This window comes from Paenibacillus wulumuqiensis, from assembly GCF_000971965.1.
Taxonomy (GTDB): Bacteria; Bacillota; Bacilli; order Paenibacillales; family Paenibacillaceae; genus Saccharibacillus; species Saccharibacillus wulumuqiensis.
Genome location: NZ_KQ040792.1, coordinates 142,762 through 162,407 on the forward strand (window position 1 = coordinate 142,762; position 19,646 = coordinate 162,407).

Consider the following 19,646-nt stretch of genomic DNA (forward strand, 5'->3'; position numbering starts at 1 on the left):
ATTTTTTATTACTCTATTAGTTGGTGGTGCTTACTGCTCTCCCGATTGCTACAATACGATTCTCTGCATTCCACACGACAGGCTCGCCCAGTGCTTCGACGATCACACGTACTGGCACGAATATACGTCCATTTTGAAATGTAGCTTTCTCTGCAGATTGTAGACGTTGCCCATTAACTTCAATGAACGGGCGAGTGACAATGATTGAAATCTGTTGGTTTGCTTGTTTTATTATGGCTTTTTTTTGTTGTGGATTCCAGCTTAGGGTTACTCCCGGAATATCCAGTTTTCTAATCGCATCTACAGGTATCATGACAGTACCATTGTGGATATAGGGAGCAGCGGCAGGAGCAATAAGTCCATGATTTCCATAAATTTGAATTACAGAAGCGGCATCGGTTCTTCCTGCTCCCAAGTTGCTGACTGTTGTACATATGATGAGCACCAGTAACAAGATAGCTCCTGTCTTTTTCATATCATTCCCTCCTGATCGTTATTCTGGCGATAGCCGTATAGGCATGCCGTGATTTTAGCTGAACCAGTCAAAAAAAGAAAGTGACCTGCAACTGGCATAGGTGTAAAAGCATCATGGGACTTCATACTTTGAATAACCAGGATAATGCCGCAGCAGGTCACTGTCTATAATCAAAACAATCTGTTACTTGTTTTGGACTGGATCAGGTCTGTTTAGTGTAAATCTATACGCCAACAGAGAATGTTAAATAGATCACTGGCTTTATTTTAACTATAAACATTCCTATACGTCTGTAATCCGGTACTTAATTCTTCCCCACCAGCGTCATCAGGGAACGTGCCGGGATGATAATGTCTTTTTTCACCGAGACGGTGGACTGCTTTTTCAGGTCGGCGTGTTCAGAAGTCAGATAGGGCTTGAACTGCTTTATTTCCTTGCCGCCCGGCAGGTTGGTGACGTCGAGATGGATCGTTTTGGCTTCGTTGCTGCTGTTAACGAAGACGACGGATAGCTGCTTGTCCTCGTTATGATAATACGCCGAGCCCATCAGACCGTTCGGATCGTTTGCACCCTGCAGGTCGATTCGCTGTGCGCCGGGACGGACGAATTTGCTGTAGTTGCCGAGGGCCCATAGCGTTTTGGATTCGATGATGGATTGGGTGTCGCCGGGATTTTGGTAATCGGTGTAGACCAGGCCGTCCTTGTAATCTTCCTTGGACACGGCCAGCCACCACTGCCATGCGGATGCCTGGGTCGTTACCATGTCATAGTGAATAACTTTGGCGACATCCAGGGCAGTATCCATCGTCAGGTCACGCCCCGGTCCGCGGTCGCCGAGGATACAGTATTCGGACATCCAGAACTTGGCGTCCTGCACGTAGCGATCCAGATTATCCCGCACCAGTTCGCGCAGGCGAACCAGACGATCGTCGCCCGGTTTGGCTTCATCGGACCAGTAAGAGTGGGCGCTCATTTTATTGCCGATGATGCCGGCAATCTGCGGATCTCCGAGCATCTCCTTGATATATTCACTGTATTTGCCTTCAAAGGCACCGCCGGCGTTGCCGCTCGTATACGTACTGCCTGCTTTGCCGGTATATGTAGCGTACATGTCGTTATCCAGCAGGGACAGATATTCTACCGCTTCGATCGCATCGACTTCGGTATCGATGCCGCGTTTGTGCAGCTCACTGTCAAGGGCGATCAGCACTTTTTTGATATCTTCGATATTGTAGCGATTCCCTTCCTGACCGGCACGGTTCCAGTCCCAGGTCGGTTCGTTGATCGGGCTGATATAGTCAAAGCCCAGCTTTTGCTTGTGGAAATGCTCCAGCACGTCCGCGAGGAACACAGCGTAATCGTCAATATAGTCTTCCTTGAGATTGGTGCTGCCTACCGACGGGTCCGGCTGGCCGTGGCCGTTCTTGGTCATCCATACCGGCGGACTGTTGACAAAAGCGACCGTTTCCTCGACGCCGCGCTTCTTGGCAGCCTGCAGGAACCACTGCTGACCGGCCTGTCTGGACCAATCATATGGCTGGTCTTCACCGGACTTGAAGCTCTCGGCGCGGCGCCATGGATCGCTGATAATATTCTGATCGGTATCTACGCTGCCTGCCCCGATATTGAAGCGCCAGATCGACAGCCCGATCCCTTTATCCTGGGAGAAGAGCAGATCGGCGACTTTGTTTTTGTTCTTTTCCGACCATTCAGAGCCGATATGATCGATACTCCAGGCACCGGATGCACCGAAGCCGTCGATCTCCTGATACCGCTGCTGACCGTTGATCGTAATCTGCTGTACGTCGGTCTGCGGGTTCCCTTTGGCGGCAAGCGTGTCGCTGCTGTCCTCTGCGGCAGCTCCTGCGCCGGATGCCATGCCGGAGAACAGCATCACAGACAATGATAACGCCCCCAGCCTGGGTAAAAAGCGTGTTTTGTTACCGTGCACATTTCTCATCATTATTCCTCCTCTGAATTGGTGAATAGAGATACAGTTGTGGTGTCGGTGAGAGTAGGGAGTGAATGTCACACATTTATTGTATACGCTTACAATATGTTAAGTATAGCTAATTATAGCTTTTTCAGGAATGCAGATTGTAAATAAAGATCAGTAATGATCTGATAAGCCCTCGTTAGAAGTATCTCATGGAAGCGACAGTTATAGAACTCGGCTGCATAATCCGTATACCAACACCTAACAACAGACCGATGCAACGGAGCGAGAAACCAGGGCATCGGCTTTTTATTGTTTTATCCTTTTAAAGCATTAATTCGGTTGACTGATCCAGTGAACTGTACTATATTCAACAATTAATATTGCCCAAAATGGAGTGAAGGAGGCGGCAGGGCTCATTCGTACATAACGGAATTCTCGAATTACATAACGATTTAACCTAACAGGAAGACAGGAGGGAATGGAATGTCACAGTTATTGGCTCTGGTACTGGTGGTTTTCATTTTGTTTGTTGGTGATGCGGTGTCGGTGCGGACGAAGGCCTGGATTCCTTCGGTATTTATCAGCGCCATTCTGTTCCTGATCGGCTATTGGACCTTTTTCCCAAAAGAGATTGTGGCGATTGCCGGCATACCGTCTACAGTTGCGACGATGCTAATGTATCTGCTGATCACAAATATGGGTACGCTGTTATCCATTCGTGAGCTCAAGCAGCAGTGGAAGACAATCGTCATCGCGCTGTCGGGTGTACTCGGTATTGTAATTTTCCTGTTTGCGATCGGTACTTTTATTTTTGATATGCAGACGATGCTGGTAGCGATTCCGCCACTCGTCGGAGGTGTGGTATCCGCCGTCATTATGTCGGACGGGGCCAAGGTAGCGGGACTGGCTACACTGTCAGTATTCGCGATTGTTATCTATGTGATGCAGGGGTTTGCCGGATATCCGCTGACCTCGATCATGCTGAAAAAAGAAGGACGTCGTCTGCTCCAGCTGCACCGCAGTGGTCAGCTGACACAGGCGGATCACGGAGTGAGCCAGCGAGCGAACACAGCGACAAAAGGTGGACAAACCAACGCCGCTGCCGATCCCAAAGTCTCTTCGGCAGAGGCGCAGCCGGAACTGCGGATGTTCCGCTGGCTGCCGGCTAAGTATAATACGGAATTTTTCAAATTTTTCCGGTTGGCACTGGTCGCGTATCTAGCGTATCTGGTCTCGACGCTGCTTGGTCCGTGGGTGAGCATCAGCCCATTCGTCCTCTGTCTGCTGTTCGGGATTATCGGGGCCAGCACAGGCTTTCTGGAGAAGCAGGCGCTGCAAAAGGCCAACGGATTTGGCTTTGCCATTCTCGGTCTGATGCTGTTTATCTTTGACGGACTCAAGCAGGCGACGCCGCAGATGATGCTCCAGATTCTGCCGCAGCTTGTCGGGACAATTGTTATCGGGGTAATCGGCATGTATGTATTCTCCATGCTGGCGGGCAGGCTGCTCAAAGTCAGCAAGGAAATGGCCTTTTCCGTCTCCTTGACCGCACTATACGGATTCCCGGCGGATTACATCATCACGTCGGAAGTGATAAAATCTCTGACAGAAGACGAGCAGGAACGCGAAATGCTGACCAGCCGGATGCTGCCCCCGATGCTGGTTGGCGGATTTATCACCGTTACGATCGTCTCGGTCGTTCTGGCAGGCATTTTCGTGGAGCTTTTGTAAAATAGGATAAAATCGTTCAATCAGATCAATCAGGGAGGGAATCACCATGAAGCAGCTTCAGCAGCGGATCGAAGATCATATTGAGGCACTGAGTGCCTTTACGGCTACACCGGGACAGGGAACGACGCGGCTCACCTACAGTCCGCAGGATGTGCAGGCCCGGCATTATATCAAGGAGCAGATGACGAAATACGGCCTAAGCGTGCGTGAAGATGGGATCGGCAATATTTTCGGCAGGCTGGAAGGGACGCAGCCGGATGCGCCGGCGGTGCTGGTCGGATCGCACTTTGACTCGGTGCCAAATGGCGGCAGCTACGATGGCCCGGCTGGCGTAGTGGCCGGTCTGGAAGTGGCGGCCTTATTTCAGGAAAATCAGATCCAGCCAACCTATCCGCTCGAAGTGATCGCTATGGTCGAGGAAGAAGGCGCCCGGTTCGCCGGTGGTCTGATGGGCTCGCGGGCGATGCTCGGCATTCTGAGTGAGCAGGAATTCAGCGAGCTGCGTGACAAGGATGGCATCACGACGATCCAGGCGATGGAGCAGGCCGGGCTGGACACTTCCCTGCCAAGGATCAGAGATCCACGGACGATTCGCGCCTTTCTTGAACTGCATATTGAACAGGGTCCGATTCTGGAGGAACAGGGCATTCCGATCGGCATCGTTGAAGCGATCGTCGGGCTCGCCCAGCTGGAGATTACTGTGCAGGGCCAGGCAGGACATGCCGGTACGACCCCGATGGACCGCCGGGCGGATGCACTGGTGGCGGCAGCCGGCATCATCAGCGGACTGCCGGGCATTGCCACAGAGACAGGCGACAGATCGGTCATTACGACCGGGCGGCTGAATGTATGGCCGAACGGCGCCAATGTGATCCCGGATAAAGTAGTCTTCACCGTCGATCTGCGCTCCGGGCGCGAAGAACATGTACAGACCCTGATCCGGCGCACCGAGGAACTGGCTGCCTCGTATGAACAGGGCGGTATTCGGGTATCCGTACAGCAGCAGCTGTACATGAAGCCCAAAGCGATGAATGCCCATATCCGCTCCCTGCTGCAGGACAAGAGCGAGCAGCTCGGCATCGCCCACTGCCCGATCAACAGCGGTGCCGGCCATGATGCGATGGTATTCGCGGATGTGACGGATGTGGGGATGCTGTTCATCCCGAGCCGCAGCGGACTGAGCCATTGTCCGGAAGAATGGTCGGATGCGGCGGATATGGCGAGAGCCGTTCACATTTTCTATGAGACGATTCGATCCCTGACGACGGAGGTGGAAGGTCATGAGTGAGGTACAGACGGCACAGACAGATATCCTTAACGCCCGGATTCGGGAAAGTATCGCCGGTTCCGGCGAAGAACTGCTCCAGCTGCGCCGCCATCTGCACAGTCATCCCGAGCTGTCCTGGGAAGAGGTAAATACCACCACCCTGGTATGCGACTATCTGGATAAGCTGGGTATCGGCTATCGCAGAACGACGCCGACCGGGGTTATTGCGGATATCCACGGCGGACGACCGGGCAAGACGGTAGCGCTGCGCGCCGATATGGATGCACTGTCGGTCGAGCAGATCGATAAGCATCTGCCGTATGCATCGCAGGAGGAAGGCAAAATGCACGCCTGCGGCCATGATGCGCATACGTCCATGCTGCTCGTCGCCGCGCGGGCGCTGAATGCAGTCAAAGAAGAGCTGTCGGGAACGGTACGGCTTATTTTCCAACCGGCCGAAGAGGTCGCCCAGGGGGCGCGCGAGATGGTGCAGCAGGGCGCAGTGGATGGCGTGGATAATGTATTCGGCATTCATATCTGGTCACAGATGCCGACTCATGCGGTAGCCTGCAGTCCGGGTCCATCCTTTGCCTCAGCCGATCTGTTCACGGTGACCTTCCAGGGACGGGGCGGACATGGCGCGATGCCGCAGGATTGTATCGATACGGCGATCGTTGCGTCTTCCTTTGTCATGAATGTGCAGTCGATTGTCTCCCGTACGGTGGCTCCGAGACAGCCTGCGGTAGTGACCGTCGGAAAAATGACCGTTGGTACCCGGTTCAATATCATCGCCGAACATGCGGTGATCGAAGGAACGGTGCGCTGCTTTGATCCGGCGACCCGCGATCATATTGAGCAGCAGCTGCAGCATTATGCCGATCAGGTGGCGGCTTTGTATGGAGCGACAGCCAAGCTCGATTATGTGCGCGGTACCCAGGCTGTGATCAATGAAGAACAGAGTGCAAGGCTGGTTCAGCAGGTCGCAGCGGCGGCTTTTGGTGAGCAGGTATTGTATGAAGAGGAACCGACCATGGGCGGCGAGGACTTCAGCTTTTATCTGGATGAGGTGCCGGGCAGCTTTGCACTCGTAGGCAGCGGCAATGCGGCCAAGGATACGCAGTGGGCGCATCATCACGGCAAATTCAACATTGATGAGGATGCGCTGGCGACCGGAGCGGAGCTGTATGCGCAGTATGCGTGGGCTTATTTGAACCGGTAAGTGCAGAAGTGGATATATAACATATGGATAATGCCATAAGTATGATGTAGTAATCAGGCCGTTCCGAATCGTTGGAACGGCTTTTTGCTGTAGTTATTTACCGATTATCTGTTAATGCATATGCCAAGCAACCAGCCGATGGACCAGCTGGTATGGGACCATGTCTTTGTCATTGCCTGATCCTGTGACCATTTATGCAGCGATGTAAGGAATTCGTAAGACTTGCTTCAATGCCGGTTAAGATTTGTTCTATATCATGAAGACAAGATGAATAGAACAAGGAGGCTGTATGATGGAATGGATTATAGAGACGCAGAATTTGACCAAAACCTATGGCAAGCAAACGGCACTTTCCAACGTCAATCTCAAAGTCAGCAAAGGAAGAGTATATGGACTTTTGGGCGCGAACGGAGCCGGCAAGACAACATTGATGAAGCTGCTGGTCGGATTGCTTCATCCGTCTTCCGGCAGCATCCGTTTATTTGACGAGCCATGGAGCAGACAATCACTGGCACGGGTAGGGGCTTTGATTGAAGCTCCTGCTTTGTATGGGCATTTGACCGGCAGGGAGAATCTGCAGGTTCATCAGCGTCTGCTCGGTCTGCCGGAGAGCCGGATCGATGAGGTGTTGGAGACCGTCGGCCTGCACCAGACCCTACCCAAGAAAAAGGCCGCTGCGTATTCGCTCGGCATGAAGCAGCGCCTGGGGATCGCTTCGGCGCTGCTCAATCAGCCGGATTTGCTTATTCTCGATGAGCCGACCAATGGACTCGATCCGATGGGCATCCGGGAGATGAGAGAGTTGATTCATTCCTTTACCGGGCAGGGGATTACGGTGATTCTGTCCAGCCATATTCTGAGCGAAGTTGCCCAGATTGTGCATGATGTGGGCATTATCAGTCGGGGAGAGATGCAGTATCAGGGTACGCTGGATGATCTGATGCAGCAGCATGGCAATCAGGAAGATCTGGAAGAAATCTTTATGCATTATGCCGCAGGCCGCAGCGGATCACTGGAGGGGATGTACCGATGAATATGACCTCTTATCTGGGTTCCGAATTTATCAAGTACCGCAGAACGCTGACCCTCTGGCTGATCGCTGCCGGACCGCTGATTTTTGCCATTATGCAGCTGGCTTTCAACTTTATCGCCCCCGGGTTCACCGACTGGTCGCGGGCGCTGATGAACGTGTATAACTGGTGGTCGGTGATCGGTCTGCCTTTTGGCATTATTCTGATTACAGCCCTGTCCGTCTCCTATGAAAGGAAATCGGGATCGCCGAAGCTGCTCCAGATTCATCCGGTCCGCAAGGCAGGTCTGTACCTGTCCAAGCTGGCCGTCCTGTCTGTGCAGGTATTCGTCGCCTGTCTGCTGCTGGCAGTCGGGCTGGTGGTCTTCTGCGGGTGGAATCTGGACGGTACGCTGCCGTGGAGTACACTGCTCTATGCAGTGGTACTGTCCTGGCTGTGTGCGTTGGGACAGCTGGCGATTATGCTGCTGCTCGCCCATCTGCTGTCGTTTGGCTGGACAGTGATCGCCGGTCTGATCGGACTGTTCCTGTCCATTATGCTGAGCAGCGGCGTGACCGGAATGGACTATTATCCATGGATGCTGCCGATCCGGGCGCTGGGCATGACGCTGGGCTTCCAGACCAACGGCATGTCGCTGGATGTGCAGGCCGTCACGAACCAGGTGACACTCGTCTGGGGCAGTGTATTCGGCAGTCTGGCAGAATGTGCGATCTTTGCCGGACTGGGCGCCTTTATTTTCAGCCGAAAAGAGGTTGGGTAACGTGTGGCAGGGTATCCGATCGGAATGGGTAAAATACCGGCGGACAGCGATACCATGGATTCTCTGGCTGACCCCGTGTACGATTGCGGGTATTATCCTGATGTATGGCTATCCGCTGCGTGATGGTGCTAATAAATGGATTTATTTAAATCTTTTTGATACTGTAGGAGATATATGGTATGGTGCATTGATTGTATTGATCTGGGGATTGATCGCCGGGCTGGCCGCTCATCTGGATATTCAGGCTGAGCGTTGGCGGGCACTGCGCTCCCATGCGATAGCTCCCTGGCGGCTGTATATGAGCAAGCTGCTCGTTTTGATCATGCAGACGCTGCTGAGTACGGTCTGGCTGCTGGCTCTGCTGCATATCTGCATGGGGCTGCTGAATATCCCATTTTCTCTAGCAGGTTCGCTGGCTTTGTGCGGAGCGATCCTGATCGGATGGATCGCTTCGCTGCCGATTCTGGCTGCTTCCCTGTGGCTGGCCGTCAAGTTCGACTGGCCTGTAGCGGTAGGCTTTGGCAGCATCGGCATTCTGATTGCGGCGATTATTGGGACGACGCATATCGGTAACGGGATGTGGATTGCTCTTCCGTGGACATGGGCAGTACGGGCAGCCTATTCGGCCTACTTTGCGATGGAGCATTCCCTGCCTGGCGGGGATGCGGTTCAGACGCTGCAGATGGTACTGCCTGCGGCAGCCTGCAGTCTGGTCCTGCTGGCGGCTCTGGCTGCATTCTGGTTTCAGCGAAGGGAGGCAGGCTGATGGTCAACCGCATCAGATCCGAATTGATGAAATATCGCCATACCTTTATTCCGTGGATGGTCATCGGTGCACCGGTAGTGATCGCCCTGCTCTGTGCCTGGCAGGCGTATAGCAGGCCGCAGGGTGGATTGCAGACCGGTATGATGATCGATAATGGTCTGCTGATATGGTTTAATCTGTGGCTGCCGTTTTTCTGCGCGCTTGTTGCCGGCACGATGATGCATATGGAGCAGTGGAAGGGTCTGCTGGTCAGACCCTTATCCGTATTTTCCCTGTATATACTCAAAGGGGCGGCGCTGCTGGTGCTGATGATACTGACCAACGGCTTGTTCCTGGTCTGCCTGCTGCTGCTCAGTCTGCTGCCTGCGTCTGCCGGGTCGGACGCCGGCTTTTGGATGGGCAGCTGGGCAGGACTTGCGCTGTTTTTTGTGCCCTACAGTCTGGCATTGCTGCTGCTGGCAGCAGCCTGGGGACGTACCCTGACCGTCATTATGGGAGTAGTCGGTATGATTGGAGCTACCGCCTGGCGGACGCTGACCGGGTATGGAGTGATAGACCCGACCGGACTGCAGCTGCTGCTGACCGCCATCCTGCTGGCAGGTGTGGGTCTGCTGTTCTGGTTGGGGGGAGGACTATGGTTTGTAAGGAGACAGAGACGATGGTAGATCATCCTGATAGGCTTATACATGCAGATCATCTCTGCCTGTCGGCCGGCGGCTCCGGTGTCCGGGTGGAGCGGCTCAATATGGACGTGCAGCGCGGGGCATTTTATGTCATTCTGGGTGAAAAGGGCAGCGGCAAACGAACGCTGCTGCGCGGGCTGGCCGGTGATCTGGTGCCGCTATCCGGCAAACTGGAATGGTTTGGCGGCATCAATATTCATTCCGATTATGTCTGGAAAAACAGGATTGGCGTCATGTGCGAACCATTATCCTTTGTCCCGAATCTGACGGTGTATGAGCATCTGGAACTTCACCGCCGGATGATGGGAGTGCCGGACAAAAGGGCTTCCCGGGCGATGCTCGAACTGCTGCTGTTGGAAAAGTATGCCCATCAGCGTGCCGGCCGGATTCCGGCAGAAGCGGCGCGCGGTTGTGCGATTGCGAGAGCACTGCTGCACCGTCCGGAACTGCTGCTGTTGGATGAACCGCTGAGCGGATTATCCCCTGAAGTGCGTGCACGAACGATACATATTTTGCGGGAATGGTGTGAAATCTACCATATGACCGTGATCATGACAGCATCCCAGCTGCAGGATGTACCTGCCTGTGTGACGACAGTCGGACTGATGGCGGAGGGACGACTGACCGAAGAACTGCCGGGCACTGTCTATCACAGCAAAATCAAAGACCATCTGATTCTGAGAGTGAGCGATGACCAGAAAGCCAGCCTGCTGCTGGAACAGCGGATGGGCATCTACCATTACCGGGTAACCGAGCCGTCGGTCATACTTGTCTATGAGCAGCTGGATCAGGCGGGCGCCATCAACCGGATGCTTATTACCGAACAGATTGAAGTATATGAGCTGAGCTACGGTTCCGGTAAAGGCGGACTGATCTCACATGCTGGAGGAAGCTGATGCTGACACTCATTTACAGGGAACTTCTTTTATTTAGACGCTCTGTTGTACTGCGGCTGATGGTCCTGCTGCTGGTGCTGCAGCTGCTCATTACGCTGCTCAAGGCAGACAGCGGAAGCTGGCAGCACCTGATGGATCAGACCTATATGAATCTGTGGTTCCGGCCGACTTTTTTTACTTTTTTGGCCGGTTATTTGTTTACGCGGGATCAGGATCGAGGAATGCTGAGTCTGCACAAGACGTATCCTTTTCACTGGGGAGCATGGTATACCGCCAAAATCTTCACCAGTCTGCTGCTCATCGGTATGCTGTTATTCGGATCGGAGCTGATTACGCTGGCGATTGGACTGTGGGCGCTGGATGTTCCTGTATCGGCAGCAGCGCTGGGCAGCTGGTTCATCAATGATATGGTCGTCTCCTGGATGATCTATGCCGGCTTCTCGGCATATGGCGCCGTACTGGCTCTGATCAGCCGGACATCGCTCTATCTGACCATCGTGCTGCTGGGGCAGTTCCTGCTCGGACTGGTGCTGATTATCCGGATACCGGACCGGATCGTATACTACCCGTGGCTGGTTCCTTCTATTTATCTGCACAGGACGGGAAAAGGGGTATGGCCGGATCAGGCTCATCCGCTGGTGATCTATACGGTGCTGGCAGTGATGTGTCTGGTATGGAGCGCATGGATGTACAGGAGATTACAGAGGAGATGAATGGATCGATGACACTGGCCCGAATTATGATCGTTGAGGATGATATCGAGATATGTGATCTGATCGCCCAGACGCTGATCGTGGAAAATTATGGCGTGATCCAAATACATAACGGGTTGGAGGCGATCCGGGAATTTGAAGCGGGCGATTACGATCTGGTCATTCTGGATATTATGCTGCCGGGTCTGGATGGACTGGAAGTGCTGCGGCGCATCCGGGAAAAGAAAAAAATCCCGGTGCTGCTCCTGTCTGCCAAGGATGCCGAGATCGAAAAAATTGCCGGATTAGCCGGGGGAGCGGATGACTATCTGACTAAGCCTTTTCTGCTTGGTGAGCTGCTGGCCCGGGTTAAAGCGCAGCTGCGCCGGTACTTTTACTACAGCGAATCCGAGCAGCCCGCCCACAAAGTATGGAAATACAAGGAGCTGGAGCTTGACGGTAGTACGTATCAGGTACGGATCCGGGGAGAGCACCGGACGCTGACCGCCAAGGAATTTGCCATTTTGCAGCTGCTGATGTCGCAGCCGCAGCGCGTATTTACCAAATCCCAGATCTTCGAATCGGTCTGGGAGGAGCCGTATTCTTCCGATGTGGATGAGAATACGGTGATGGTGCATATCCGGCGGCTGCGTACCAAGATCGAAGATAAGGCATCCTCCCCGGTGTATATTCAGACTGTCTGGGGAATAGGCTATCGTCTCGGAGGGAATGAGGAGGAGGAATGATGATCGATATCCTGCTGGTGATCGTCAGTGTGGTCGGTGTGGCGCTGGCTATTTACATAGGAGTCATTCACCGTCAGCTGCGGCAGATGGTACAGATGCTGGACAGGCTGCAGCGTGATCCGCAGCCTGCCTATTTGCATATCCGCAGCCGGATTCCGGTGATCAATCAGCTCGCCGGACAGCTCAATCAGCTGCGGGACCGAATCTATCTGTTCCATAATCAGGCGATGCAGCTGGAGAAGACGCAGCGACAGATCATGACCCATATCGCGCATGATCTGAGGACACCGCTCACTTCCCTATCCGGGTATGCCGAGATGCTGAAAAACCCGAGAGTGATCCGGGACCCGGAACTGTCGGGGAAATACAGGGATATTATTTTTGACAAAGCCAGGGCGCTGACCCAGCTGCTCGGAAATTTCTTCGAATGGACCCGGCTGGAATCCGGGGATATCCAGATTCATTTTCAGCAGGTCAATCTGACGGCCAAGATCGAGGAATGTATCGTACAGGTGATCGATCAATTCGAGAAATGGGGCATACCGCCCGAGCTGGAATTACCCGCTGCACCCGTTCTCGTTCATGCTGACCCGGTCAGTGTGGAACGTATCCTGTCCAATCTGATCTCCAATACGATCCGGTATGGGCACGGAGGGGAAGGGCGTCACGGCATCCGGCTGTGGACAGAAGGGAACCAAGCCTGGGTGGAAGTATGGGACAGGGGAGAAGGCATCCCCGCAGACGAGCTTCCCCTGCTGTTCGACCGGTTATATCAGGCAGCCGCCAGCCGCCACTCTCCTGCCGGAAGCGGACTGGGGCTGGCAATTACCAAGAAGCTGGTGGAGAAGCAGCATGGGCAGATCCGGGTGGAGAGCACGCCCTATGTCCGGACTTCCTTTAAGTTTTGTCTGGAAAGGGATCTGGGGAAAGAGTAATAAATTCCAATTGACCAGGCTTAAATCGTTGACTCGTAGGATCATAGCGGTATGTGATCTTCACATCACCGGCAAACATAGCAATATGGAAATTACCACTCACCGTAGCAGTTAATTGGTGATTGTGAATGGAGTAGATGCTGATGGCTCCATATCTCAACTGGTCAAAGTAAGCATTGTCTTCCGCCGGATAGGTAGTTGTATATTTCCTGCCATGAATATCCACCGTAATGTTGAGCCGGTCTCCCTGGCGCCGGATCGTGGAGCTGGTCTCCTGCTCGGCGACCTGGACGGCATCGGGCACCAGAATTTCTGTCAGATCAGCTGTCCGGATCACATGAACTTCGTAAGTATCCAGCTCTGTCCCCCGACCGGTATTGATCATAATAACCGCTTCTTCCTGCTGATCACCGGTCAGGTCTGTATACATCACCTGCAGAGGCGTTCCTGTATCGATAGCTTCCCAGTTCCATGCTTTTTGCCTGCCATTAATGTCCAGCAGCATACGTGTAACGGTACCCTTGCTTTCCTGCAGCGCGAACAGCTTCACTTCCTTGTTCGGAGAAGTTCCGATGAGCCGGTGTTTTACTTTGTGCACAGACGAGGTGGTAACCTGTTTGCCGGTAAGAGTCTCTGTATTTGGGCTGCCAACTTTGGTTTCATTGGCACTGCATCCTGACAGTAAAATAGCCCCGCTGACTAGCAGGCTGACGATCTTTGTCTTCAATAGTATGTACTCCCTTCCATAGATATGCTGCTTATTGTAACAGAGCAGAAGAGAATAATATTTACATAATAGAAATATATTGCTAGTTAAAAGATGGAAAGTAGCACTGTATACAGCAAATAAGGGCTTACCATGTATCCTGATCAGGCGGTAAGCCCCTATAGCATCCATCTACCCATCTTCAGATAAAAATTCCCAGCCATACCGCGCCGCCTACAGCGAGCAGCAGCAGCTTTTTCTCACAGGCCGTAACTTGTTCCGGATTCTGTACATCCATTCGGAAAATCCAGTACACTGACAGTGCTACGATCACAGCGATACCCGCTGCACCCCACCAGCGTCCCGAACTGATCAGCCATACGGCACAGAGCGCGATCATACCGAGATACAGCAGCGCAGGCAGCCGGCTGTAGCCGATGCCCCAGCGATCTGCTGCCCAGACGACACTGGTCCGCTTGACCGGAGATGCCTGACGGTCGGCTTCCAGATCAGGGATATGATGAACCATCACCCAGGCGACGCAGTACAGCGCATTGATCATTGCATTTTGCACCGCCCACTCCGGGAAAGTACCGAGCAGCAGCCATGCCCCGCCCAGCCCCAGGAAAAAGGTGGACGGAAACGTACTCAGCCATTCGCCAGCCAGCGGATAATAGCTGAATCGCAGCGGAGGCAGCGAATACGACACCGCTCCCCAGATGCCGATCAGCAGCAGGGCAGCGAGTGCGTAGTGACCGAACAGGGCAATCACCGCCGCAGTCAATACCAGCACAATCGTCAGCCCGATGCCAAATCGGTACAGCGCCGCCGGAGAGATGCGTCCTTCCTGGATCACCCGACTGCCGCCGGACAGCATCGCCGGACTGAGCTGATCGGTGCCGGACACATAATCCACATGATCATTTAGCGCATGGGTCAACACCCCATGAATGAGTACACATCCGACAAATAGCAGCACAGCGGTTATCACGAGAGAAGAGGCAGACAGCTCATAATAGGCAGCCAGCGGAAAGACCCCCGAGAAAATAATCGCCACACTGGAACAGAGTACCGCCGCAGGCCGCATCAGCTTGAGGCTGTTTTTCCATGTAAATGCGCGTAAAATCGAATCGCTCAACCTGTTCACTCCTTTGGACAAATTGGTCATGTTATGTAAAGACAGCAGGGTCACCCCTGAACTGCTGTAATCGTACACCGACAGGGCAGGCTACTATATACTACACAGCCAGACCCGCGAGGAACCATGAATAGGGAAAAGGACAGTGAAAACATTGTCAGCGGCACCGGACTATGGGAAAATAGATGAATCTGACAACGAATGGAGAAGTGAACGTATGACGGATTTACCGAATTGCCCGGAGTGCAATTCCTCGTATACCTATGAGGATGGCAACCTGCTGATCTGCCCGGAATGTGCTCATGAATGGACACCGGGCGAAGATGTAGACAGCACGGAAGACACGCTGGTCGTGCGCGATGCCAACGGCAACATTTTGCAGGACGGCGATGCCGTAACCGTGATCAAGGATCTCAAGGTCAAAGGCAGTTCTTCCGTACTCAAAATTGGCACCCGGGTCAAAAGTATCCGTCTCGTCGATGGTGATCATAACATCGACTGCAAAATCGACGGCTTCGGCGCTATGAAGCTCAAATCGGAATTTGTGAAAAAGAACTGATCTTCACCCCACAAGACACAGTGCGATTATGCAGCCTGTGTCTTTTTTGCATCATCCAAAGACATCCAGGGTACCTGCCAGAGATAGCATGGTATCCGTTAAAAGGCAAACCGGTCCAGCCCTCATAGATAGGGCTTGCAATATACAGTAAAATAGTTTTAAATAAAGATAATATAATATTTCGATTTAAAGATATTTTGATTTATCCATGAAAAGCAATAATGAAAAGCAATGCATCCCACTACAAATAACCGCCTGATCAGGCATAGGAACACTGCGGAATCACCTATCGTCATCAACAAAATAGAAGAAAACAACGGCTCGCCAGACAGGCAAAGCCCAAATCAGGAGGATATTGTAATGGAAATCGGAATCAGTACCTTTGTGGAAACCACACCGGATATCGAGACAGGTCAGACGATCAGCCACGCCGAACGGATTCGTCAGGTGGTGGACGAGATCGTGCTGGCGGACAAAGTAGGGCTGGACATCTTCGGCGTAGGCGAGCATCATCGGGTCGATTATGCGGCGTCTGCACCAGCGGTCATTCTCGCAGCAGCAGCTGCACAGACCGAGCGCATTCGTCTGACGAGCGCAGTAACCGTACTGTCTTCGGCCGATCCGGTACGTGTATTTCAGGAGTTTGCGACACTCGATGCTATCTCTAACGGACGGGCAGAGATTATGGCGGGACGGGGTTCCTTTATCGAGTCATTCCCGCTGTTCGGCTATGATCTGAATGATTACGACGCCCTGTTCGATGAGAAGCTGGAACTGCTGCTGAAGATCCGTGATTCGGAAAAAGTCACCTGGGAAGGCGGCCACCGTCCGGCGATCGATAACCTCGGCATCTACCCGCGTCCCGTACAAAGTCCGCTGCCTGTCTGGATCGGCAGCGGCGGTAACACCGAATCGGTCGTACGCGCCGGATTGCTCGGACTGCCGCTCGTACTGGCCATTATCGGCGGACGCCCGGTACAATTCGCCCCGCTGGTGGAATTGTATTACAAAGCAGCCGCTCATGCCGGACACGATGCGTCCAAGCTCAGTGTCGCCTCTCACTCGCACGGCTTCATCGCCGATACGACCGAGATGGCCGCGGACAAATTCTTCCCATCCACCCAGGCGAGCATGAATGTACTCGGACGCGAACGCGGCTGGGGCCCATACACCCGCGCCAGCTTTGACGCCGCCCGCAGCATGGAAGGCGCCCTGTATGTCGGTGATCCCGAGACCGTCGCTACCAAGATCATCAACCTGCGCAAAAATGTAGGCATCACCCGCTTCATGCTGCACACCCCGGTCGGCACCATGTCGAACCACGACGACGTACTACGCGCCGTTGAACTGCTGGGCACCGAAGTGGCACCGAGAGTAAAAGAAGAAATCGCCCGCTGGGAAGCGGAAAATGGCGAGCAGTAACGTCATATGCAAATGCAAAAGGAACCCCGTGCGGACCAAGCACCGGGTTCCTTTTTGTGTGTATTCCATTCTTTTATATTGGAATTTACCTGTACATACTACACAGAAATATCTCCACTCCGAACAGCAGTAGAATCTTTACCCAAGTACCACATGATGCAACTGCACGGAACGCAAGAAAGGAAATAAGAGCAGCGGACGAGATCAGCGTTTGGCAATTAAAACGCGGGGTACAATAAAAAGTGTGCTGCTGCCCCATCCCACCAACGAAAAAAGCCTGATCCTCAAAAGAGGACCAGACTTCATTCATCCACACATTTAGAACTTGGAAGGGAACTTCTTCACAATCGCTTCAGACAGCGTATTGCCTGTCATCCACATATGATTGTATCCCGTACGCAGCGCTTCATACGACTTGGCATATCCGCCGCTGTGGTAGGAATCAAACGCAGTGATGACATGCGCACCATGCATCGCGTTCGCCTGATACGTTTTCTTTTTGTTCAGTGGCAGACGTCCGGTCTGGAAAGCAGTCAGGTCAGCGACAAAGGCACCGAGGTCTTTTTTCGCAGCGGCACGTCCGGCCTGGTCATTATTCAGTGTAGCTGTCATGTAAGCCTGGTAATCACGGATATGACGGTTCCACAGGCTGTTGAATGTAGCGGCCGCATTGGCGCCGAACAGACGCTGATGCGTGTTGGTCAGTGCCTGGGTATTGCGGTCGAGGGCAGCTTTGACATTTGGCAGATCCGGCGCATTGTCGTTGCCTTTTTGCAGCATCAGTATCGACAGGATCGTGTGCTCACCAAGAGCTTCACCCATCTGCTGACGGAAATAGGCTGCTTCGGTCTGAGTCGTAGTACGTTTGTATTTGGAAGGATAGCGCTCTGCCGTAGCTGTCGCCATGGAAGCACCGATCAGAGCAGCGCGTGCATAGGCACTGTGTGCAGCCGAGTAGGCAGTTCCGTATTTGCCTTCCGCATAGGAAGTGAAGGATTGCAGCAGATACGTATCATGAGCCCGCAGATTCTTGAGCAGCTTGGTCTCATTGATATACGGATTCTGGCTTTCCATCGCATTGACCATGGCAGTCGTGCTGCTGGTCATACCAGCTTGGGCAGCTTTGCGGGCATCCGCATTGTTGTCGCGCGTCGCAGTCACATAGTCCATGAAGTGTTGAATATGTCTTTTCCATTGATTCTTGATCTGGGATGCTGCGGCATCCGTGTAAGTACTGGACAGCAGTGACGCGATACTGTTGGTGTTGGCATTCAGCGCAGCCATGGCCTGTGGGAGGTCCTTGGACTGGTTGAACTGTTTTTGCATGGCGATAACCATCATGTAACTGTGTTCACCGTAGACTTTGGCCATCGTCGCACGCAGATCTGCTGCTGGTGTCGCCGTGGTAGGGCGTGCCGCATCCGCTGTCTTGAAAGCGATTGCAGGTGATACTGCCAGTGACAGGCAGAGCAGGAGAAGAACCGTTAATCTGGACTTCATTTTCATTCTATTCGCTCCTTTGGACATAATATGTCTTTCAAGATGTAATACCGAAAAATAAGGTTTTTGAACCACAAATAATGACAGCTGAAGAATTATTTTCTGGATTCAGTGAGAAATATTCTATATAAAGCCAAACAAAAAGCCACTCTCTACCCATAATTCAGGTGAAAAGAGCGGCAATATGATAAAGCAGCTGATGATATCGTGCAGAGGAAGACGCTGTAAGCAGTTGTTAATATGTGCTTACAGGAAAATCAGAATGCATAGAGCAAGCAGCAGACAGTAGGCGGAGAAATAGACCAGCTTGCCATTTTTCATAATATTGATAAACCATTTCAACGCATAGAAAGAAGCCACAAAAGAAGCGATAAAAGCGACCGCATAAGAAACGATCAATACCGGCGTCCATTCCATGGCCAGCAGATCCGGCAGCTCCAGAATGGCCCCGCCCAGACTGATCGGTATGTATAACAGAAAAGAAAAGCGTAGAGCCGTCTCCTGCTTCATCCCGATCAGCATTGCAGTCACGATGGTGGCTCCCGAGCGGCTAATACCGGGAATGAGAGCAACAGCCTGCCCGAATCCTACGATCAGTGCATCTTTCCAGGACAGCTGGGCATCATTTTTGCGGCCGCGCATATTGCGTATGACGAAAAGGGCAATAGCCGTTACGGCAAGACTGTAGCCTACGATATGTACTCCCTTGAGATGTTCACTGATATAATCATTGAACAGTACACCGATTACACCGGCAGGGATCGTGCCAAGCACCAGATAGATCACAAACAGAAAGTCGTTTTTTTGCTCTTTGCCCTGTTCACTGTCAGCAGCAGACTGACGGGTAATATAGGCGAGTGTCGATTGGAACAAGCGGCGTATATCCTCGCGGAAAACGAGCAGTACAGCAAGTAGTGAGGCAGTATTGACGAATGTCTCAAAGCTAAGTCCCTCAATTTCCAATCCCAGAAGCTTCTGCACCAGTACGACATGTCCACTGGAAGAAATCGGAATCGGCTCGGTAAAGCCCTGCAGGGCCCCCAGAAATAGATACTTTAGAACGGTTAATAGAAAGTCCATAATAACTCCTCTCCTGTTGCGCTACAGCCTGAAGACGGAATAATCCATCCAGGTGCATGCTTTTTCTCCCTATACTGTACATGACATGATTTGGACAAATC

Annotated in this window: 19 protein-coding genes; 13 read left to right on the forward strand and 6 right to left on the reverse strand. The window is 52.8% G+C overall.

The annotated features are described in order from the left end of the window. Positions 1-16 precede the first annotated feature (16 nt). Positions 17-475 carry a copper amine oxidase N-terminal domain-containing protein gene (locus tag WH45_RS00625; protein ID WP_046212469.1) on the reverse strand — a complete coding sequence of 153 codons (459 nt, stop codon included), beginning with the start codon at positions 473-475 and terminating at the stop codon, positions 17-19. Between the two features lie 304 nt (positions 476-779). Next, positions 780-2,438, reverse strand: coding sequence for a glycoside hydrolase (locus WH45_RS00630; RefSeq protein WP_235338206.1), 1,659 nt, complete (start codon positions 2,436-2,438; stop codon positions 780-782). Positions 2,439-2,897: 459 nt separating this feature from the next. On the opposite strand from WH45_RS00630, the gene WH45_RS00635 reads away from it, so the two are divergent. From WH45_RS00635 to WH45_RS00685, 11 genes are all read left to right on the forward strand, one after another. Beyond that, on the forward strand, positions 2,898-4,145 hold the full coding sequence (locus WH45_RS00635; protein ID WP_046212471.1) for a hypothetical protein: 1,248 nt from the start codon (positions 2,898-2,900) through the stop codon (positions 4,143-4,145). A gap of 46 nt (positions 4,146-4,191) precedes the next feature. Next, a complete protein-coding gene (locus WH45_RS00640; protein WP_046212472.1) occupies positions 4,192-5,433 on the forward strand; it encodes a Zn-dependent hydrolase in 1,242 nt (413 codons plus the stop codon). Further along, positions 5,426-6,631, forward strand: coding sequence for an amidohydrolase (locus WH45_RS00645; RefSeq protein ID WP_235338208.1), 1,206 nt, complete (start codon positions 5,426-5,428; stop codon positions 6,629-6,631). The genes WH45_RS00640 and WH45_RS00645 overlap by 8 nt, the downstream gene beginning before the upstream one ends. A gap of 289 nt (positions 6,632-6,920) precedes the next feature. Further along, positions 6,921-7,664, forward strand: coding sequence for a lantibiotic protection ABC transporter ATP-binding subunit (locus tag WH45_RS00650; protein WP_200897644.1), 744 nt, complete (start codon positions 6,921-6,923; stop codon positions 7,662-7,664). Further along, positions 7,661-8,422, forward strand: a complete 762-nt coding sequence (locus tag WH45_RS00655; protein WP_046212474.1) for a lantibiotic immunity ABC transporter MutE/EpiE family permease subunit — start codon at positions 7,661-7,663, stop codon at positions 8,420-8,422. The genes WH45_RS00650 and WH45_RS00655 overlap by 4 nt, the downstream gene beginning before the upstream one ends. A gap of 1 nt (position 8,423) precedes the next feature. Next, entirely contained in the window at positions 8,424-9,188 is a 765-nt protein-coding gene (locus WH45_RS00660; protein ID WP_046212475.1) for a lantibiotic immunity ABC transporter MutE/EpiE family permease subunit, read from the forward strand. Next, positions 9,188-9,853 (forward strand): ABC transporter permease, encoded by a 666-nt coding sequence (locus WH45_RS00665; RefSeq protein ID WP_046212476.1) that lies wholly within the window; start codon positions 9,188-9,190, stop codon positions 9,851-9,853. The genes WH45_RS00660 and WH45_RS00665 overlap by 1 nt, the downstream gene beginning before the upstream one ends. Next, complete coding sequence (locus WH45_RS00670) at positions 9,847-10,767, forward strand: ATP-binding cassette domain-containing protein (protein WP_046212477.1); 921 nt, start codon at positions 9,847-9,849, stop codon at positions 10,765-10,767. Before WH45_RS00665 ends, WH45_RS00670 begins: the two co-directional genes overlap by 7 nt. Next, complete coding sequence (locus tag WH45_RS00675) at positions 10,767-11,480, forward strand: ABC transporter permease (protein WP_046212478.1); 714 nt, start codon at positions 10,767-10,769, stop codon at positions 11,478-11,480. Before WH45_RS00670 ends, WH45_RS00675 begins: the two co-directional genes overlap by 1 nt. Positions 11,481-11,494: 14 nt before the next feature. Beyond that, complete coding sequence (locus WH45_RS00680) at positions 11,495-12,205, forward strand: response regulator transcription factor (RefSeq protein ID WP_324292913.1); 711 nt, start codon at positions 11,495-11,497, stop codon at positions 12,203-12,205. Next, positions 12,202-13,140 carry a sensor histidine kinase gene (locus WH45_RS00685; RefSeq protein ID WP_082096468.1) on the forward strand — a complete coding sequence of 313 codons (939 nt, stop codon included), beginning with the start codon at positions 12,202-12,204 and terminating at the stop codon, positions 13,138-13,140. Before WH45_RS00680 ends, WH45_RS00685 begins: the two co-directional genes overlap by 4 nt. Here the strand turns inward: WH45_RS00685 and WH45_RS00690 are convergent. After that, a complete protein-coding gene (locus tag WH45_RS00690) occupies positions 13,103-13,867 on the reverse strand; it encodes a hypothetical protein (protein WP_046212479.1) in 765 nt (254 codons plus the stop codon). The genes WH45_RS00685 and WH45_RS00690 overlap by 38 nt on opposite strands. Positions 13,868-14,048: 181 nt before the next feature. Continuing rightward, a complete protein-coding gene (locus tag WH45_RS00695; RefSeq protein WP_082096470.1) occupies positions 14,049-14,984 on the reverse strand; it encodes a prenyltransferase in 936 nt (311 codons plus the stop codon). Between the two features lie 217 nt (positions 14,985-15,201). Between WH45_RS00695 and WH45_RS00700 the strand changes: the two genes are divergently transcribed. Together WH45_RS00700 and WH45_RS00705 are read left to right on the forward strand one after the other, a co-directional pair. Further along, on the forward strand, positions 15,202-15,543 hold the full coding sequence (locus WH45_RS00700; protein ID WP_046212480.1) for a zinc ribbon domain-containing protein YjdM: 342 nt from the start codon (positions 15,202-15,204) through the stop codon (positions 15,541-15,543). Positions 15,544-15,903: 360 nt separating this feature from the next. After that, positions 15,904-16,965, forward strand: a complete 1,062-nt coding sequence (locus WH45_RS00705) for an LLM class flavin-dependent oxidoreductase (RefSeq protein WP_046212481.1) — start codon at positions 15,904-15,906, stop codon at positions 16,963-16,965. Positions 16,966-17,283: 318 nt separating this feature from the next. On the opposite strand, the gene WH45_RS00710 is transcribed toward WH45_RS00705, so the two are convergent. Both WH45_RS00710 and WH45_RS00715 read right to left on the reverse strand, forming a co-directional pair. Beyond that, complete coding sequence (locus WH45_RS00710; RefSeq protein ID WP_046212482.1) at positions 17,284-18,471, reverse strand: hypothetical protein; 1,188 nt, start codon at positions 18,469-18,471, stop codon at positions 17,284-17,286. Between the two features lie 240 nt (positions 18,472-18,711). Further along, positions 18,712-19,545 carry an undecaprenyl-diphosphate phosphatase gene (locus WH45_RS00715; protein ID WP_046212483.1) on the reverse strand — a complete coding sequence of 278 codons (834 nt, stop codon included), beginning with the start codon at positions 19,543-19,545 and terminating at the stop codon, positions 18,712-18,714. Positions 19,546-19,646 lie beyond the last annotated feature (101 nt).

Bases quoted from the DNA above. Each gene is read 5' to 3' on its own strand.
- WH45_RS00625 (WP_046212469.1), bottom strand. From the start codon at position 475: ATGAAAAAGACAGGAGCTATCTTGTTACTGGTGCTCATCATATGTACA.
- WH45_RS00630 (WP_235338206.1), bottom strand. From the start codon at position 2,438: ATGATGAGAAATGTGCACGGTAACAAAACACGCTTTTTACCCAGGCTG.
- WH45_RS00635 (WP_046212471.1), top strand. From the start codon at position 2,898: ATGTCACAGTTATTGGCTCTGGTACTGGTGGTTTTCATTTTGTTTGTT.
- WH45_RS00640 (WP_046212472.1), top strand. From the start codon at position 4,192: ATGAAGCAGCTTCAGCAGCGGATCGAAGATCATATTGAGGCACTGAGT.
- WH45_RS00645 (WP_235338208.1), top strand. From the start codon at position 5,426: ATGAGTGAGGTACAGACGGCACAGACAGATATCCTTAACGCCCGGATT.
- WH45_RS00650 (WP_200897644.1), top strand. From the start codon at position 6,921: ATGATGGAATGGATTATAGAGACGCAGAATTTGACCAAAACCTATGGC.
- WH45_RS00655 (WP_046212474.1), top strand. From the start codon at position 7,661: ATGAATATGACCTCTTATCTGGGTTCCGAATTTATCAAGTACCGCAGA.
- WH45_RS00665 (WP_046212476.1), top strand. From the start codon at position 9,188: ATGGTCAACCGCATCAGATCCGAATTGATGAAATATCGCCATACCTTT.
- WH45_RS00670 (WP_046212477.1), top strand. From the start codon at position 9,847: ATGGTAGATCATCCTGATAGGCTTATACATGCAGATCATCTCTGCCTG.
- WH45_RS00675 (WP_046212478.1), top strand. From the start codon at position 10,767: ATGCTGACACTCATTTACAGGGAACTTCTTTTATTTAGACGCTCTGTT.
- WH45_RS00685 (WP_082096468.1), top strand. From the start codon at position 12,202: ATGATGATCGATATCCTGCTGGTGATCGTCAGTGTGGTCGGTGTGGCG.
- WH45_RS00700 (WP_046212480.1), top strand. From the start codon at position 15,202: ATGACGGATTTACCGAATTGCCCGGAGTGCAATTCCTCGTATACCTAT.
- WH45_RS00705 (WP_046212481.1), top strand. From the start codon at position 15,904: ATGGAAATCGGAATCAGTACCTTTGTGGAAACCACACCGGATATCGAG.
- WH45_RS00710 (WP_046212482.1), bottom strand. From the start codon at position 18,471: ATGAAAATGAAGTCCAGATTAACGGTTCTTCTCCTGCTCTGCCTGTCA.
- WH45_RS00715 (WP_046212483.1), bottom strand. From the start codon at position 19,545: ATGGACTTTCTATTAACCGTTCTAAAGTATCTATTTCTGGGGGCCCTG.